Source organism: Streptomyces mangrovisoli (genome assembly GCF_000974985.2).
In the GTDB taxonomy this organism is placed as follows: domain Bacteria; phylum Actinomycetota; class Actinomycetes; order Streptomycetales; family Streptomycetaceae; genus Streptomyces; species Streptomyces mangrovisoli.
Genome location: NZ_LAVA02000052.1, coordinates 50,469 through 66,987, shown reverse-complemented (window position 1 = coordinate 66,987; position 16,519 = coordinate 50,469). Strand labels below are relative to the sequence as shown.

Annotated in this window: 11 protein-coding genes; 6 read left to right on the top strand and 5 right to left on the bottom strand. The window is 73.7% G+C overall.

Annotation, left to right across the window (positions count from 1 at the left end; all coding sequences use genetic code 11):
* The first annotated feature begins 56 nt into the window (after positions 1 to 56).
* Positions 57 to 1,295: an MFS transporter gene (locus tag WN71_RS22335; protein ID WP_046591159.1), complete on the top strand. Its 1,239-nt coding sequence runs from the start codon at positions 57 to 59 to the stop codon at positions 1,293 to 1,295.
* On the opposite strand, the gene WN71_RS22330 is transcribed toward WN71_RS22335, so the two are convergent.
* Positions 1,267 to 1,860 (bottom strand): RBBP9/YdeN family alpha/beta hydrolase, encoded by a 594-nt coding sequence (locus WN71_RS22330; protein WP_046591160.1) that lies wholly within the window; start codon positions 1,858 to 1,860, stop codon positions 1,267 to 1,269. The two genes, WN71_RS22335 and WN71_RS22330, sit on opposite strands and share 29 nt — an antisense overlap.
* A gap of 66 nt (positions 1,861 to 1,926) precedes the next feature.
* Here WN71_RS22330 and WN71_RS22325 point away from each other — a divergent pair, with 66 nt between their 5' ends.
* The 3 genes from WN71_RS22325 (at position 1,927) to WN71_RS22315 (ending at position 5,861) form a co-directional block, all read left to right on the top strand.
* The gene (locus tag WN71_RS22325) at positions 1,927 to 2,889 is read left to right on the top strand and encodes a LysR family transcriptional regulator (protein ID WP_240529716.1); all 963 of its coding nucleotides are present in this window, start codon (positions 1,927 to 1,929) and stop codon (positions 2,887 to 2,889) included.
* A 344-nt stretch (positions 2,890 to 3,233) separates the two neighbouring features.
* Positions 3,234 to 5,120 carry a glycoside hydrolase family 3 protein gene (locus WN71_RS22320; RefSeq protein WP_420856518.1) on the top strand — a complete coding sequence of 629 codons (1,887 nt, stop codon included), beginning with the start codon at positions 3,234 to 3,236 and terminating at the stop codon, positions 5,118 to 5,120.
* A gap of 111 nt (positions 5,121 to 5,231) precedes the next feature.
* Positions 5,232 to 5,861, top strand: a complete 630-nt coding sequence (locus tag WN71_RS22315; RefSeq protein WP_046591162.1) for a hypothetical protein — start codon at positions 5,232 to 5,234, stop codon at positions 5,859 to 5,861.
* Between the two features lie 88 nt (positions 5,862 to 5,949).
* On the opposite strand, the gene WN71_RS22310 is transcribed toward WN71_RS22315, so the two are convergent.
* The 3 genes from WN71_RS22310 to WN71_RS22300 form a co-directional block, all read right to left on the bottom strand.
* The gene (locus WN71_RS22310; protein ID WP_046591163.1) at positions 5,950 to 6,342 is read right to left on the bottom strand and encodes a hypothetical protein; all 393 of its coding nucleotides are present in this window, start codon (positions 6,340 to 6,342) and stop codon (positions 5,950 to 5,952) included.
* Between the two features lie 137 nt (positions 6,343 to 6,479).
* The gene (locus tag WN71_RS22305; protein WP_046591164.1) at positions 6,480 to 10,214 is read right to left on the bottom strand and encodes an ABC transporter ATP-binding protein; all 3,735 of its coding nucleotides are present in this window, start codon (positions 10,212 to 10,214) and stop codon (positions 6,480 to 6,482) included.
* A gap of 259 nt (positions 10,215 to 10,473) precedes the next feature.
* On the bottom strand, positions 10,474 to 11,331 hold the full coding sequence (locus WN71_RS22300) for a serine hydrolase (RefSeq protein ID WP_046591165.1): 858 nt from the start codon (positions 11,329 to 11,331) through the stop codon (positions 10,474 to 10,476).
* A gap of 157 nt (positions 11,332 to 11,488) precedes the next feature.
* Between WN71_RS22300 and WN71_RS22295 the strand changes: the two genes are divergently transcribed.
* Both WN71_RS22295 and WN71_RS22290 read left to right on the top strand, forming a co-directional pair.
* On the top strand, positions 11,489 to 13,735 hold the full coding sequence (locus tag WN71_RS22295) for an ArnT family glycosyltransferase (RefSeq protein WP_046591166.1): 2,247 nt from the start codon (positions 11,489 to 11,491) through the stop codon (positions 13,733 to 13,735).
* Between the two features lie 149 nt (positions 13,736 to 13,884).
* Positions 13,885 to 14,691: an endonuclease I family protein gene (locus tag WN71_RS22290; protein WP_046591167.1), complete on the top strand. Its 807-nt coding sequence runs from the start codon at positions 13,885 to 13,887 to the stop codon at positions 14,689 to 14,691.
* Positions 14,692 to 14,789: 98 nt separating this feature from the next.
* Here the strand turns inward: WN71_RS22290 and WN71_RS22285 are convergent, their stop codons facing one another.
* Positions 14,790 to 16,514, bottom strand: a complete 1,725-nt coding sequence (locus WN71_RS22285; protein WP_046591168.1) for a thiamine pyrophosphate-binding protein — start codon at positions 16,512 to 16,514, stop codon at positions 14,790 to 14,792.
* Positions 16,515 to 16,519 lie beyond the last annotated feature (5 nt).

Sequence of the window (16,519 nt, the reverse complement as noted above, 5' to 3'; positions counted from 1 at the left end):
GCGGTTACTCTCCGCGCCATGCATCCCCTTCTCCCGCCGGGTCCCGGCACGCCCTCATGAGCATGGCCCGCACCCTCCTCGACACCCGGCCGCTGCGCACCTCGCCCGTCTACCGGCGGCTGCTGATCGGGCGGACGGTGTCCGTGCTCGGTGGCTTCATGACCATGGTGACCGTCATGTACCAGGTGTGGCACATGACCGGCAGCACGGTCTGGAGCGGCGCCGTCGGCGTGGCTCAGGCCGTCCCGCTGGTCGGTGTCGGCCTGTTCGCGGGGGCCTGGGTCGACCGGGGCGACCGGCGCCGGGTCTATCTCGGCGCCACGGTCGGGCAGGCCCTCTGCTCGGCGCTGCTCGCGGTGCAGGGGTTCACCGGTCATGTGCCGGTCGTGGCGGTGCTCGCGCTGGTCGCCGCGCAGTCCGCGTGCGGCGCCGTGGGCGCCCCGGCGGCGGGCGTGTTCATCCCCCGGCTGCTGCCCAAGGACCAGGTGGCCGCGGGCCTCGCCCTGAACCAGGTGGCCTGGCAGGCGATGATGCTGGCCGGTCCGGCGCTGGCGGGCCTGGTGCTCGGCTGGCTCGGCATGGGCGCCTGCTATCTGCTCGACGCGCTGTCCTTCGGTCTCTCGTTCTACGGCGCCTTCGGCCTGCCTCCGCTGCCGCCCGAGGGCGAGCCGTCCCGCCCGGGTCTTGGCGGTGTGCTCGACGGGCTGCGCTTCCTGGTCGGGCACCGGGCGGTGCGCGGGGCGCTGGTCACGGATCTGGCCGTCACCGTGCTGTCGTTCCCGACGAGCCTGTTCCCGCTGGTCAACGCCGAGCGGTTCGGCGGCGACCCGCGCACGCTCGGCCTGTTCCTGACCGCGATGGGCGTCGGCGGCACGGCGGCGGCCGGGCTGTCCGGCTCGCTGACCCGGCTGGGCCGACCGGGGCGGGTGATGCTGTGCGCCTCGGCGACCTGGGGCGGAGCGCTGGCGCTGTTCGGGCTGGCCGGCACCGCCTGGGCGGGCCTCGCCCTGCTGGCGGTCGCCGGGGCGGCCGACGCCGTCGCCGTGATCTCCCGCAGCACCCTGGTGCAGACCCGCACTCCGGACGCTCTGCTGGGCCGGGTGACGGCGGCCGAGCAGATCGTCGGCCAGGCCGGACCGGACGCGGGCAATCTGCGCGCCGGCCTGCTGGCCGCCCGGAGTTCGGGCACGACGGCCCTGGTCACGGGCGGGGTGCTGTGCGTCCTCGCGGTCGCGGCGGTGGCCGCAGGAACGCCCGAACTGCGCGCTAGCGCACCGGAGCCGGCCGAGGCCTGAGCGGGACGGACCCCGCCAGGCACCACTCCAGTACGGCGGGCCAGGGGCCGTAGCCCGCGTCGAGGTCCAGGTGGGCCGCGCCGGGGAGGAGGTCGGTGGGGATGCCCAGGGGCGCTCCGAAGACGGTGGCGGCGCCCTCGGGGCAGTAGGGGTCGTCGTCCCCGGCGACGAGACGGGTCGGGCCGGGCAGCGACAGACCGGCCGACAGAGGCGGCGCGAACCCGGCGACCTCCGGGTGTAGCGCGAGGACCGGGCCGGACGGCGGGGCGACGAGCAGGACGCGGCCGACCGCGAGACCGTCGAGCCCGCGCGCGGCCGCGTGCAGCCACAGCACCGCGGAGGCGCTGTGGGCGAGCACCACCTGGTCGGCGGCGGGGCCGGGCAGCTCGCCCAGGTGCCGGGTGAGCTCGGCCAGCCACACCTCCAGGTCCGGGTCGTCGGGGTCGGGCAGCTGCGGGTAGGTGACGTGGTGCCCGAGTGCGGTGAGGCGGCCGGCGAGCCAGTGCTGCCAGTGTCCGGCGGGGCGGTGGTTCTGCCAGCCGTGCAGGATCAGGAAGGCGCTCATGGCGTCGATGGTTTCCGATCGCCGGGATCCAGGTCCAGTTAATCTTTTCCGGTGGAACCGTTAAGCGTGCCCTTCACTCTCGATCCGCGCCGGCTCGCCGTGCTGCGGGAGCTGCGGCGCCGCGGGAGCCTCGCGCGGACCGCCGAGGCCCTGCATCTGACCCCCTCCGCGGTCTCCCAGCAGCTCGCGGCGCTCGCCCGCGAGGCCGGCGCGCCGCTCACCGAACGGGACGGCCGGGGCGTGCGGCTGACCGGCCAGGCGCGGGTCCTGCTGGCCCACGCCGACCTGATCGCGGCCCAGCTGGAGCGGGCGCGGGCGGACCTGGCGGCGTACGGGCGGGGCGGGCGCGGTGCGGTGACCATCGGCTGTTTCTCCAGCGGGATCCTCGGGCTGCTGCCGGGGGCGCTGCGGGCGCTGGGCGAGAGCCTGCCGGGGGTGCGGGTGGACGTGGTGGAGGCCGAGCCGCCCGACGTGTTCACCGCGCTCGACGCGGGCCAGGTCGACCTGGTGGTGGCGGTGGACTTCGCGGCCGCGCCGCCGCACACCGACACCCGCTACGACCGGGTCGACCTGCTGACCGACGTGCTGGACCTGGTGCTGCCCGCCGGGCATCCGCTGGCGGGCCGGGACCGGGTGGCGCTGCGGGAACTGGCCCGGGACGCCTGGATCGTGGGGTCCGCGGCCGGCTGCTGCGGCGCGGTGGCGCGGTCGGTGTGCGCGGCGGCCGGCTTCACGCCCGACGTACGGCACGCGGTGGACGACTGGGCGGCCCTCGCGGCGCTGGTGGAGGCGGGGCAGGGGGTGGCGCTGGTCCCGCGGCTGGTGCGGGAGGTGTACGCACACCGGCGTCTCGCGCTGCCGCCGCTGGCGGGCGGGCCGCCGTCCCGGAATGTCTTCGCGGCCGTGCGGGCGGGCGCGGAGGGCGACCCGGTGCTGACCGCCGTACGGGACCAGCTCGTGCGGACGGCCGACGCGCTGGGGACGCGGGCGGGTGTTCCGGGACCTGGGCCGAACGGGGGTCCCGATTGACGTCACATCAGGAGCATTCACCCCTCCCCCACCATTTCCGCGTTTCGCGCCGATTCCGGGAACCCGGCCCGGGGTTCGGGCGTCAAAGCGGCGAGTTGCCGGATGAGTCACCGCAGAGCGGCGTCGGCTTCGCTGCTGGCTGCGATCGCTGACCAACCCTCTCCTCCGCCTGCGGCCGGCGACATGCCGCCATCGGCGCGCCCCCCTCCAACAGCGCCGATGGCGGCCCCTCTTCCCGCGACGGCCGCTGCGCGCTCCCTTGACTGGCAGAAACTTCCCGGATATTGCTGACTCCTCGTAAGTTTCCTTCAGCGTTTCGCGGACCTCCTGCGGAAGGAGCGCACGTGCCCGACACCAGCACGGGAAGCAGAGGAAGCAGAGGAAGCAGAGAAGGCGGAGCGGGCCGAGGGGGCGGGACCGGCGGCGGGCCCTCCAGACGGGCCGTGCTCGCCGCGACCGCCGGGGCCGGCGCCGCGATGACCGTCGGCGGCACCGCGCACGCCGCCGCGGCGCCCGCCGCCGCGACCGAGCGGCGGCTGCGCGCGATCGTCTCCGGCATGACGCTTCAGGAGAAGGTCGGCCAGCTGTTCGTGACCCGGGTCTACGGAGCCTCCGCCACCGCCCCCGACCAGGCCGACATCGACGCCAACCTCAAGGAGCTCGGCGTCCGCACGGCCGCCGAACTGGTCGCGAAGTACCGGGTCGGCGGCTTCATCTACTTCACCTGGGCCAACAACACCAAGAACCCGCACCAGATCGCCGAGCTGTCCAACGGCCTCCAGCGGGCGTCCCTCGCGCAGCCCCGCGGCCTGCCCGTCCTGGTCACCACCGACCAGGAGCACGGCATCGTGTGCCGCGTGGGCAAGCCGGCCACCCTCTTCCCGGGGGCCATGGCGATCGGCGCGGGCGGCTCGCGGGCGGACGCCCGCACCCTCGGCCGGATCTCCGGCGCCGAGCTGCGCGCGATCGGCATCAACCAGGACTACTCCCCCGACGCCGACGTGAACGTCAACCCGGCCAACCCCGTCATCGGCGTGCGCTCCTTCGGCGCCGACCCGGCCGCGGTGGCCGCCCTGGTCGCCGCCGAGGTGCAGGGCTACCGGTCCTCGCGGGTCGCCGCGACCGCCAAGCACTTCCCGGGGCACGGCGACACCGCGGTCGACAGCCACTACGGCTTCCCGGTGATCACGCACAGCCGCGAGCTGTGGGAGAAGCTGGACGCGGTGCCGTTCCGGGCGGCGGTCGCGGCCGGCATCGACTGCATCATGACCGCGCACATCATGGTCCCGGCGCTCGACGACTCCGGCGACCCGGCCACCCTCTCCCGTCCGATCCTCACCGGCATCCTGCGCGAGGAGCTCGGCTACGACGGCGTCGTGGTCACCGACTCGCTCCAGATGCAGGGCGTGCGCACGAAGTACGGCGACGACCGGGTGCCGGTGCTCGCCCTGAAGGCGGGCGTGGACCAGCTCCTGGACCCGCCGTCCCTGGACGTGGCCTGGAACGCGGTGCTCAACGCGGTGCGCGGGGGCGAGCTGACCGAGGCCCGGCTCGACGAGTCGCTCCTGCGCGTCCTGCGGCTCAAGTCCCGGCTCGGCCTGCTCGACGACCCCTACGCCGCGACCGACCGCGTCGACCGGGTGGTGGGCACGCCCGCGCATCTGGCCGCCGCCGACCGCATCGCGGAGCGGACCACCACGCTGCTGGTCAACGAGGGCCGGCTGCTGCCGCTGTCGCGCCGCAGCCACCGCAGGGTGCTGGTCGTGGGCGCCGACCCGGCCTCCCCCTCGGGCACCACCGGGCCGCCGACCGGTGTCCTCGCGGCCGCGCTCACCCGCCTCGGCTTCACGGCCACGGCGCTGTCCACCGGCACGGCGCCCGCCGCGGCGGCGATCGACGCGGCGGTCACGGCGGCGGGCGGGGCGGACGCGGTGGTCGTGGCGACGTACAACGTCACCGCGGGCAGCGCGCAGCAGACCCTGGTCCAGCGGCTGGTCGGCACCGGCCGGCCGGTCGTCGCGCTCGCGGTCAGGAACCCCTACGACGTCGCCCAGCTGCCGGGCGTCCCGGCCGTCCTCGCGTCCTACTCGTGGACCGACGTCGAACTGGGCGCCGCCGCGCGCGTGATCGCCGGGCGGGTCGCGCCGCGCGGGCGGCTGCCGGTGGACGTGGCGCGCGCGGACGACCCGGCGCAGGTGCTGTATCCCGTCGGGTACGGACTGACGTACTAGCGGTACGCCGCGCACCCCCGCCGCCACCGCCAACTGGCGCAAAGCCTCCGGGATCTCTGGCGTGCGCCCGCCGTCGCGGGCCACGCTGGGCGGGGTGCAGGGGGGTGCACGATGCGTGGAGGACGCGGCGCGGGCGTGAGACGCGCCTTGCCGGTGCTGCTGTGCGCCCTGCTGGCGGGCTGCGAGGGTTCGTCGGCGGGCGACGGCGACGGACAGCTGGGCGGCGCCAGGCCCTCGTCCGCGGCGCAGGCGTCCCCGGGCTACGGCGCGCGGTTCCTCGCCGTCGACGAGTGCAGTTCCTTCGGTACGACGAGCTTCACGGAGGTGCCCTGCACCAGCGAGCGGGCGGCGGCACGGGTCGTGGCGCGCTACGACGGAGCCGCGAGCGGGGGGCCGGCGTGCTCGGCGACCACCGACTTCGTGCTGCACATCAACGCGCAGGACCCGACCCCGGGCGACGGCGGCGCGATCCCGCGGGGTTACGCCTGCATGCGCAACCTGGAGCCCCCGCACCCGGGCGATCCCGGGCAGGGCGGGGGGCCGCGCACGATCGTCGGCGACTGTGTGCGCGGGGACGGCAAGGACCGGGTCCGGGAGACCGCCTGCGCCGCGACGGGCAAGGAGAAGCCGCAGTTCAAGGTGGTCGAGGCGGTGCGGAAACGGTCTTCCTGCCCGGCCTCCACGGCCCTCTACGTCCAGCTCGGCGGCGCGGTGCCGGTGGGCTGCGCCCGCCGGGTCTGAGCACCCCGGCACACCCCGGCGATCCGGCGACCCGGCGGCTCGGGGGCCTCAGGGCCTCGGCGGCTCAGCGGCTCAGCGGCTCAGCGGCTCAGCACAGGATCCAGCCCGAGCTGACCGAGCCGCCCGCCACCCGGCCCTTCAGCCAGACGCAGCGGTGCCCGGCGTGCACGGTGACCGGGCCCGCCCGGTGGGTGTAGCTGCCCCGGTCCACGACCGGGCGGTTGCCTCGGGCCTGGACGCTGACCATCATCGTGCGCCGGGTGCCCGGGTGCCGGGGCAGGGTGACCGCGCAGACGTAGCCGTTGCGCTTGTAGACGTGCACGGTGCCGGTCGAGAAGGGCAGCGTGCGCACCTCCCGGCCCGCGCAGGTGGTCGCCGACGCCGCCTGGGCGCTGCCCGGGACGGCGAGCGCCAGCAGCCCGGCCCCGGCCAGTGACGCCAGCCCCAGCGCGAGCCGCCTGCGTATCGCACCACTGTCCACGGTCGTCCCCTCCTGTGTCGCAGCCACGAGCCCGCCATGAACGTACTGGTGTACGGACGCAGAACGTATGCCCGATGGTTGCACGGGCCCGCCGGCCGCCCTCAGGGGGCGGCCGGCGGGTGGGACGGCGCGTGGCGTCAGCGGGTGGCGCCGACCGGTTCGTCCGGCTCGGCGGCGCCGACGAAGGTGCGCCACAGCGCCGCGTAGCGGCCGTCCAGGGCGAGCAGCTCGTCGTGGGTGCCGTCCTCGGCGACCCCGCCGTGGTCCATCACCACCACCCGGTCGGCGCGCGCCGCGGTGGTCAGGCGGTGCGCCACCACGAGCGTCGTACGACGGCCCGCGAGCCGGTCGGTGGCCTGGTTGACCTGGGCCTCCGTCGCCAGGTCCAGGGCGGCCGTGGCCTCGTCGAGCAGCAGCACGTCCGGGTCGACCAGCTCGGCGCGGGCCAGCGCGATCAGCTGCCGCTGGCCGGCGGAGAGGTTGCGGCCCCGCTCGGCCACCTCGTGCAGATAGCCGCCCGTGAGGGTGGCGATCATCTCGTGCGCGCCGACCGCGCGGGCCGCCGCCTCCACCTCGGCGTCGCTCGCGTCGGGGCGGCCGTAGGCGATGGCGTCGCGGATCGTGCCCGGGAAGAGGTACGCCTCCTGCGGTACGACGCCGAGACGGTGCCGGTACGCGGTGAGGTCGAGGGCGCGCAGATCGGTGCCGTCGACGGTGACCCGGCCGCCGGTGGGGTCGTAGAACCGGGCCACCAGCTTGACGAGGGTCGACTTGCCCGCGCCGGTCTCGCCGACGAAGGCGACGGTCTGCCCGGCCGGGATGCGCAGGTCGACGCCGTGCAGCGCCGCCTCGGCGCCGCCGCCGTAGGCGAAGTCGACGTCCTCGAAGGCGATCTCGCCGCGCAGCACGGGCACGTCCCGCGGCTCGGCGGCGGCCCCGGTGGAGGCCGGTTCACGCAGCAGCTCCTGGATGCGGCCCAGCGAGACGGTCGCCTGCTGGTAGCCGTCGAAGACCTGGGAGAGCTGCTGGACCGGGGCGAAGAACAGGTCGATGTAGAGCAGGTAGGCGACCAGCGCGCCGGTGGTCAGGGTGGCCGCGTCGACCCGTCCGGCGCCCGCGACGAGCACCGAGGCGGCGGCGACCGACGACAGGAACTGCACGAACGGGAAGTAGACCGAGATCAGCCACTGGCCGCGGATGCGGGCCTGGCGGTAGCTGCGGCTGCGCTCGGTGAACCGCCGCCCGCTGTCGCCCTCGCGCCGGAACGCCTGCACGATCCTGAGGCCCGACACCGACTCCTGGAGGTCGGCGTTGACCACCGAGACCCGCTCACGGGCCAGTTCGTACGCCTTCACGCTGGCGCGCCGGAAGAAGAAGGTCGCGACGACCAGCGGGGGCAGCGTCGCGAACACGACGAGCGCGAGCTGCACGTCGATCACGAGCAGGGCGACCATGATGCCGAAGAAGGTGACGACCGAGACGAAGGCGGTGACCAGACCGGTCTGCAGGAACGTCGACAGGGCGTCGATGTCGGTGGTCATCCGGGTCATGATCCGGCCGGTCAGCTCGCGCTCGTAGTAGTCGAGGCCGAGCCGCTGGAGCTGGGCGAAGATCTTCAGACGGAGCGCGTACAGGACGCGTTCGCCGGTACGGCCGGTCATCCGGGTCTCGCCGAACTGCGCCGCCCACTGCACCAGCACGGCGAGCAGGCCGAGCAGCGAGGCCGCCCAGACCGCGCCGACGGCGAGCTTGCTGACGCCCTGGTCGATGCCGTGCCGGATCAGGATCGGCAGCAGCAGTCCCATCCCCGCGTCGGCGGCCACCAGCGCGAGGCTGACCAGCAGCGGCAGACCGAAACCGCGCACCAGGCGGCGCACGCCGTAGGACGCCTCGGGCAGGACGGCGCGGGCCTCGTCGACGTCGGGGGTGTCGGTGGCCGGGGGCAGCGCCTCGACCTGGGCGAGCAGGCCGGGGGTAGCGGGCATCCCGGACAGCGCGTGGTCGCGGGGCGCGCGGTCGCCGCTCCACAGCCGGGGGGTGACCCCGCGCTCGGCGTCGAACTCGGCGTCCAGCTCGTCGCGGACGGAGGTGTCCTCCTCGGGCACGGCGGCCGGGGTGTGGCCCGGGGAGACCCCGCCGAGCTCGTCGGGGTCGGTGAGCAGCCTGCGGTAGAGGGCGGAGCGCTCCTGGAGCTCGTCGTGGGTGCCGAGGTCGGCGAGGCGGCCCGCCTCCAGGACGGCGATGCGGTCGGCGAGCGCGAGGGTGGAGCGGCGGTGGGCGATCAGCAGGGTCGTACGGCCCCGCATGACCTCCTTCAGCGCCTCGTGGATCTCGTGCTCGACCCGGGCGTCCACCGCGGAGGTCGCGTCGTCGAGGACGAGTAGCCGGGGGTCGGTGAGCAGGGCGCGGGCGAGCGCGACGCGCTGGCGCTGGCCGCCGGAGAGGGTCAGGCCGTGCTCGCCGACCGTGGTGGCGTACCCCTCGGGCAGGTCCTGGATGAAGCCGTCGGCCTGGGCGGCGCGGGCGGCCTGCCGGATCTCCTCGTCGGTCGCGTCGGGGCGGCCGTAGGCGATGTTGTCGCGGACGGTCTCGGAGAAGAGGAAGGAGTCCTCGGGGACCAGGCCGATCGCGGCGCGCAGCGAGTCGAGGGTCAGCTCGCGCACGTCGTGCCCGCCAACCAGGACCGCGCCGTGGGTGACGTCGTAGAAGCGGGGCAGCAGCAGCGAGACGGTGGACTTGCCGGAGCCGGACGAGCCGACGACGGCGAGGGTCTCGCCGGGGCGGATGGTGAAGCTGAGCCCGTCGAGGACCGGGCCGCCCTCGCCGTAGCCGAAGGACACGTCGTCGAACTCGACGGTCGCGGGCGCGTCGGCGGGCAGCTCGCGGGTGCCGTCGCTCATGGTCGGCTCGGTGTCGATCAGCTCCAGGACGCGCTCGGTGCCGGCCCGTGCCTGCTGGCCGACGGTGAGCACCACCGCGAGCATCCGGACCGGGCCGACGAGCTGCGCGAGGTAGGTGGAGAAGGCGACGAAGGTGCCGAGGGTGATGTGGCCGCGGGCGGCCAGCCAGCCGCCGAGCGCCAGCATGGCGACCTGGCCGAGGGCGGGGACGGCCTGGAGCGCGGGGGTGTAGCGGGAATTCAGCCGGATGGTGCGCAGCCGCGCCGCGAACAGCCTGCGGCCCACCGCGCGCAGCTTGCCGGTCTCCTGCTCCTCCTGCCCGAAGCCCTTGACCACGCGGACGCCGCTGACCGCGCCGTCGACCACGCCGGCGACGGCGGCGGCCTGCGCCTGCGCGTACCAGGTGGCGGGGTGCAGCCGGGAGCGGCTGCGCTTGGCGATCCAGCCGAGCGCGGGGGCGACGGCGAGCGCGACCAGGGTCAGCGGGGGCGACAGCCACGCCATGATCGCCAGCGAGATCACGAAGAGGACGACGTTGCCGATGGTCATGGGCAGCATGAACAGCAGGCCCTGGATCAGCTGGAGGTCGCTGGTGGCGCGGCCGACGACCTGCCCGGTGGACAGCTCGTCCTGGCGGCGCCCGTCGAGGCGGGTGATCGACGCGAACATCTCGGTGCGCAGGTCGTGCTGGACGTCCAGGGCGAGGCGGCCGCCGTAGTAGCGCCGTACGAAGGTGAGGACGTAGACGACGACCGCGGCGCCGACCAGGGCGAGCGCCCAGGGGGTCATGCCGCGGCTGTGGTCGCCGATGACGTCGTCGATGATCACCTTGGTGACCAGGGGGACGACCGCGAGGACGGCCATGCCGGCCAGGGAGGAGCCCAGCGCCAGCACGACGTCCCGGGGGTGACGCCACGCGTACCCGGCCAGTCTGCGTGCCCAGCCCTGTGTCTGCGCCTGTCGCCCTGCCACGCGGGTGCCTTCCGATCGTCCTGATCTACCGGAAGGCACCAACACGCGCGGCCTGCGATTTCATCCCGCGTTCACAATCTCCCGCCCGGGGGGGGCCGCCGATTCTTCCCCTGCGGCCCGGTGGGGGCTGGTCGCGCAGTTCCCCGCGCCCCTTTCGGGGCACCTGGCCGCAGCTCCCTCAGGGCGCGGGGAACTGCGCGAAAGGGCCCCACCGGGCCGCGGACGGGCACGAAGCCCATGGATCTCCCCCGGACGGGGATCAGCCGCCGCCGGCCACCAGGTCCTTGTGGATGACCTTCGCCACGTTCTGGATCGTGGTGATGCCGTAGCTCATCGAGCTGTTGCCGTGGGTGAGGACGGTCATCATGTAGTCGTGGCCGTGCCCGCTGAACGTGCCCAGGCTGTGCACCCGCCACCCGTTCGTGGACCGCTGCAGCCAGCCGTTCTTGACGTGCACAGTGGCGTTGGACGGCGCACCGTACGGGGTGCCCCAGCGCTGCGAGGACACGACCTGGTTCATCAGCTTCAGGATGTACGCGCGGGCGTTGTCGCTGAGCACCGTGTTCTTCGCCGTGACCAGCTTCAGCAGCTTCTGCTCGTCGGTGACGTTGATCTGCGTCAGGCCCCAGTAGTTGTTGCTGCCCGGGACGGTCTTGGTCATGCCCGCCGCGGCGAGGAAGCCCTTGATCTTCGTCACGCCCAGCTGCTTCCACAGCTTGCTGGTCGCGTCGTTGTCGGACTGGGTGATCATGGCCTTGGCGAGCGTGGTCTCGGTGCTGGTGAGGTAGCGGTTGTGCTTCTTCGCGTCCCACAGCAGCGTGGCGAGCACGGTGACCTTGACGGTGCTGGCCGAGTCGAACGAGGTCGTGGCGCGGAGCGTGCACGTCGTCTTCGTGGTGCGGTCGTAGAGACCGACGGCGATGGTGCCGCTGCGCCCGGACACCGCGGTGGCGATGTCCTTCTGCAGTTTGGCGGCGAGCGCCGCGTGGGTGGACGACGAGCAGCTGACGGCGGTGGCCGCGGAGGCGGGTGCGGCCGCGGCCACCAGCGGTATCAGCACCCCGGCGCCGACGGCGGCCGCCAGGCCTCTGGCGCGTAGGGAGTTCCAGTGAGTCATGCCCCTGTTGACTCATGGCCATGACCGAATGGTTGTGCGGATGGGGGACACCGTTGGGCAAAGGCTTGACGCGCCGTGACCCGGGCCTGGGGGGTTCACAGGAAACGGCCAGCCACGCCACAGCACCCACCCACCCCGGCCGGGCAGGCTGCCCCTCGTGACATCTGCCACGGACCCCCACACCCATACGCCCGCGTCCGCCGACTGGCCGCCCCCGGCGCCACCCGCGGACCCACCCGGGACCGCGCCGCGCTGGTCGCTGCCCGCGCTGATCGCGATCCTGGTCCTCGCGGGCGTGCTGTACTCCTGGAACCTGTCCGGCTCCGGCCTGAACTCGTTCTACAGCGGCGCCGTCTGGGCCGGCACCCAGAGCTGGAAGGCCTGGTTCTTCGGCTCGCTCGACCCGGGCAACTTCCTGACCGTCGACAAGCCGCCGCTGGCCACCATGGTCATGGGGCTGTCCTGCCGGGTGTTCGGTTTCGGCACCTGGCAGATGATGGCCCCGATGATCGTGCTGGCGCTGGCCACCATCTGGATCCTGCACTCCTCGGTGAAGCGGATCTGGGGCCACGCCGCGGCGACGATCGCCGCGCTGGTGCTGGCCCTGACCCCGATCACGGTCGCGATCAACCGCGACAACAACCCCGACACCCTGCTGGTCTTCCTCATGGTGTCGGGCGCGGCGCTCGCCCTGCGCGCCACCCGCGACGAACGGCTGCTGCCGCTGCTCGGCTCGGCGGCCTGCTTCGGCCTGGCCTTCAACACCAAGCTGCTGGCCGGCTGGATCGCGCTGCCCGCCGTCTTCGCGCTCTACCTGTACGCGTCGAAGGCGCCCTGGGCGAAGCGGATCCTCCGACTGCTGCTGGCCGCGGTGGTCCTCGCCGTCTCCAGCTTCTGGTGGGCGCTCGCCGTGTCGCTGGTCCCGGCGTCCTCCCGGCCCTACATCGGCGGCTCCACGGACGGCTCCGCCTGGGACCTGATCATGGGCTACGACGGCCTGGGCCGGGTGTTCGGCGGCGAGGGCAACATGGGCGGCGGAGGCATGGGCGGCGGAGGCGGCTTCTCCGGCGCGTCCGGCATCGGCCGGCTGTTCAACGACACCCTCGGCGGCCAGATCTCCTGGCTGCTGCCGTTCGCGGCGGTCGCGCTGGTCGGCGGCCTGATCCTGTGCGGGCGGGCCCCGCGCACGGACCTGCGGCGCATGGGCCTGGTGACGTGGGGCGGCTGGACCTTGCTGCACTACGTCATCTTCGCGACGGCCCAGGGCACGATGCACCCCTACTACACGACCGCGCTCGCCCCGGGCATCGCGGCGCTGTGCGGCGGCGGTGGCGTGATGCTGTTCCGGGCCTACCGCACGGACAAGCGCTGGATGTGGGTGCTGCCGGCCGCCTTCGCGGTCACCGGCCTCTGGGCGGTCGTGCTGCTGCGCCGGGCCTCGGGCTGGAACACCTGGCTGTGGCCGACGGTCGGCCTGCTGACGGTGGCGGCGGTCGCCGGACTCCTCGTCTTCCGCTCCGGCCGGCGGGTACGGCTGCTCGCGGTGTCCCTCGCGGCGGCGGTGGTCGCGTCGATCGCCGGACCGGCGGCGTACTCCTTCGCGGTGCCGTCCTCCGGTGCCGGCGCGATGGGCGGGACCAACCCGACGGCCGGCCCGTCGACGGGCGGCTTCGGCGGGCCCGGCGGGGGCGGCGGGGGCGGTCGCGGCGGCTTCCCCGGCGGCGGCGAGATGCCGAGCGGCTCGCAGCAGAACGGACAGGCCTCGGGCGGCTTCCCCGGCGGCGGGGAGATGCCGGGCGGCGGTCAGCTGCCGAGCGGCGGCGAGATGCCGAGCGGTGGCCAGATGCCGAGCGGCGGGGAGCTGCCGAGCGGTGGCCGGATGCCGGGCGGCGGCGAGGCACCCTCCGGCGGGCGCGGCGGCATGGGCGGCGGCGGCATGGGCGGCGGCGCGAGCAGCGAACTGATCTCGTACCTCAAGAAGCACCAGGACGGCGCCAAGTGGCTGCTCGCGGTGGCCAACTCGTCCAGCGCGGCAGAGATCGAGCTGAGCGCCCGCGAACCGGTCATCTCGATGTGGGGCTTCACCGGCTCCGACAACGCGATGACGGTCGCCAAGCTCAAGGAGCTGGTGAAGAAGGGCGAGTTGCACTACATCCAGACCGGCGGCGGCTTCGGCGGCGGCGGGATGGGCGGCGGCGGGATGGGCGGCGGCAACAGCCTGAGCACCGAGGTGTCGAACTGGGTGAAGCAGCACGGCACGGAGGTCAAGGAGAGCGCCTACAGCAAGAGTTCGGCGTCGAAGAGCAGCGGCTCGTCGTCGAAGTCGAGCACGTCGGGCTCGTCCGGCACGAGCACGTCGAACACGTCGACGCTGTACCGCCTCGACCCGTCGGACGTCGACTGACGTAGATCCGGCACCGAAGAGGCCCCCGACCACACGGTCGGGGGCCTCTTTTGGTTCGGCTTTTTACATTCCGTTCACCCGCTTGTCCTCATGTTCATGTCACCCTCCTTCTTGCCGTCTCATCAACCCGCGTAGATGGGAATCTCTTTATGCTGGCGACACGCATCCGGCAGTGGAAGTCGGTGGCCCTGACGACCGCCGCCGTCCTGGTGGGCCTCACCGTTCCGGCGCTCACGGCGACCCCGGCCGCCGCGACGACCACCGCGTACGACTCGACGTACTACAAGAACGCGATCGGCAAGACGGGGACCAGCCTCAAGTCCTCCCTGCACACGATCATCAGCGCGAACGTCACCAAGCTGTCGTACTCGGCCCTGTGGGACGCGTTGAAGGTCACCGACCAGGACCCGAACAACAGCAGCAACGTGATCCTGCTGTACTCGGGGATCTCGCGCAGCAAGACCCTCAACGGCGGTGACAGCGGCGACTGGAACCGCGAGCACGTCTGGGCGATCTCGCACGGCGACCTCACCACGTCCACCGGTCCGGGCACCGACCTGCACCACATCCGTCCCGAGGACGTGGCGGTCAACGGCAAGCGCGGCAACCTCGACTTCGACGAGGGCGGCTCCACCTTCACCAACAGCGGCGGCAGCAAGGTCGACTCGGACTCCTTCGAACCGCGCGACGCCGTCAAGGGCGACGTGGCCCGCATGATCCTCTACATGGCCGTCCGCTACGAGGGCGACGACGGGTTCGCGAACCTGGAGCCCGACGACAAGGTCAACAACGGCTCCAACCCGTACATAGGCAAGCTCTCGATCCTCAAGCAGTGGAACGACGAGGACCCGCCCGACTCCTTCGAGGAGAACCGCAACAACGTCATCTACACCACCTACCAGCACAACCGGAACCCGTTCATCGACCACCCGGAGTGGGTGGACTCGATCTGGTAGGCGGGCCCGCGCACGGCAGCGCCCCGGCGATCACGCCGGGGCGCCTCGGCGCGGTGGGTCCGGGCCCGGTCGGTCCCGGCCCGCACGGGTCGGGGCGGTCAGTCCTGGCGGTCCAGATGCGTCGGCGCGAACATCCGCAGTCGTGCCGGGAGTACGACCACCGAGGGGCCCGGCGTGGACAGCGCCTTCGCCAGGTCGGCGGAGAGCGTCTCCGGGGTCGTCCGGGTGCCCGGGACGCCGAACGACTCCGCCAGGGCCACGAAGTCGGGGCCGGTCAGGTCGGTGACCGCCGCCTCCTGGGCCGCCCCGTCCACGGCCGTGGTCTCGCCGAAGGTGTCGGTCAGGTACTCGCGCAGGACGCCGTAGCCGCCGTCGTCGACGATCAGCCAGGTGACGTCCAGGCCGTACTGACGGGCCGTCGCCAGTTCCGCGACGGAGTAGAGGGCGCCGCCGTCGCCGGAGACCGCGAGCACCGGGCCGGTCGGGTCGGCGACGGCCGCGCCCAGGGCGGCCGGGAAGGCGTAGCCGAGGCCGCCGGCGCCCTGCGCCGAGTGCAGGGTGTTGGGCGCCTTCGCGTCGAACGCGGCCCAGGCCCAGTACGACAGGATCGTCATGTCCCAGAAGGACGGGGAGGTGGCCGGCAGGGCGCGTCGGATCGACGTCAGCAGGCCCTGTTCCAGGGTGAGTTGCTGACCGGTGATGCGTTCGTCGATCTTCTCCAGCACCTCGCGCACCCGGATCGGGGCGGTGGCGTCGGTGCGTTCGGGCACCGTCTCCAGCAGGGCCTGGAGGGCGAGGCGGGCGTCGGCGTGGATGCCGAGGGCCGGGTGGTTGGCCTCCAGCTTGCCGAGGTCGGCCTCGATCTGGATCACCCGGCCGCGCGGCCTGAACGTGTGGTAGTTGGAGGAGAGTTCGCCGAGGCCGGAGCCGACCACGAGCACGACGTCCGCGTCCTCCAGGAAGTCGGTGGTGTGCCGGTCCTCCACCCAGGACCGCAGGGAGAGCGGGTGCGTCCACGGGAACGCGCCCTTGCCGCCGTACGTCGTCACCACCGGCGCGGCCAGCCGCTCCGCGAGCTGCCGGAGCTTGCGCGAGGCGTCCGCCCGGATCACCCCGCCGCCCGCGACGATCACCGGGCGGGCCGCGTTCGCCAGCAGGTCGGCGGCCACGGCGGTGAGTTCGGGGCGCGGCACGAGGTCCTCCGGGGCCGCGTCCACGCCGGTCACCACCGGGAGGGAGGCCGGGGCCAGCAGCACGTCCTGCGGGATCTCCACCCACACCGGGCCGTGTGGCGCGGTGAGCGCGGACTGCCAGGCGGCGGCGAGCGCCGAGGGGATCTGCGACTGGCTGCGGACGGTGTGCACCGACTTGACCACCCCGCGGAACGAGGCGGCCTGGTCGGGGAGTTCGTGCAGGTATCCGCGCCGGCCGCCGCCGAGGCCGGCCGTCGGCACCTGGCTGCCGATCGCCAGCACCGGGGCGCTGGCCGCCGCGGCCTCCTGGAGTGCCGCGAGCGAGGTCAGCGCGCCGGGGCCGGTGGACAGCAGCAGCGGGGCGGCCTCGCCGGTGATCCGGCCGTAGGCGTCGGCGGCGAAGCCCGCGTTGTTCTCCACCCGCAGGCCGACGTAGCGCAGGGCGGAGCGGCGCAGCGCGTCGAACATGCCGAGCGCGTGCTGGCCCGGCAGTCCGAAGACGGTCGTCGCGCCGAGGGAGGCGAGCGTCTCCACGACGAGGTCTCCGCCGCACCGCCCGGGGGGCGGGTTCAGGGCCGCCGCGGTCTGCGCGGCGGTCGGGCGGAGCACCAGGTCGTGGTCGTGGGTCACGGCGC

Excerpts from the sequence above, each read along its gene's own strand:
- WN71_RS22335 (WP_046591159.1), top strand. The coding sequence starts at position 57 with ATGAGCATGGCCCGCACCCTCCTCGACACCCGGCCGCTGCGCACCTCG.
- WN71_RS22330 (WP_046591160.1), bottom strand. The coding sequence starts at position 1,860 with ATGAGCGCCTTCCTGATCCTGCACGGCTGGCAGAACCACCGCCCCGCC.
- WN71_RS22315 (WP_046591162.1), top strand. The coding sequence starts at position 5,232 with ATGCGTGGAGGACGCGGCGCGGGCGTGAGACGCGCCTTGCCGGTGCTG.
- WN71_RS22300 (WP_046591165.1), bottom strand. The coding sequence starts at position 11,331 with ATGACTCACTGGAACTCCCTACGCGCCAGAGGCCTGGCGGCCGCCGTC.
- WN71_RS22290 (WP_046591167.1), top strand. The coding sequence starts at position 13,885 with ATGCTGGCGACACGCATCCGGCAGTGGAAGTCGGTGGCCCTGACGACC.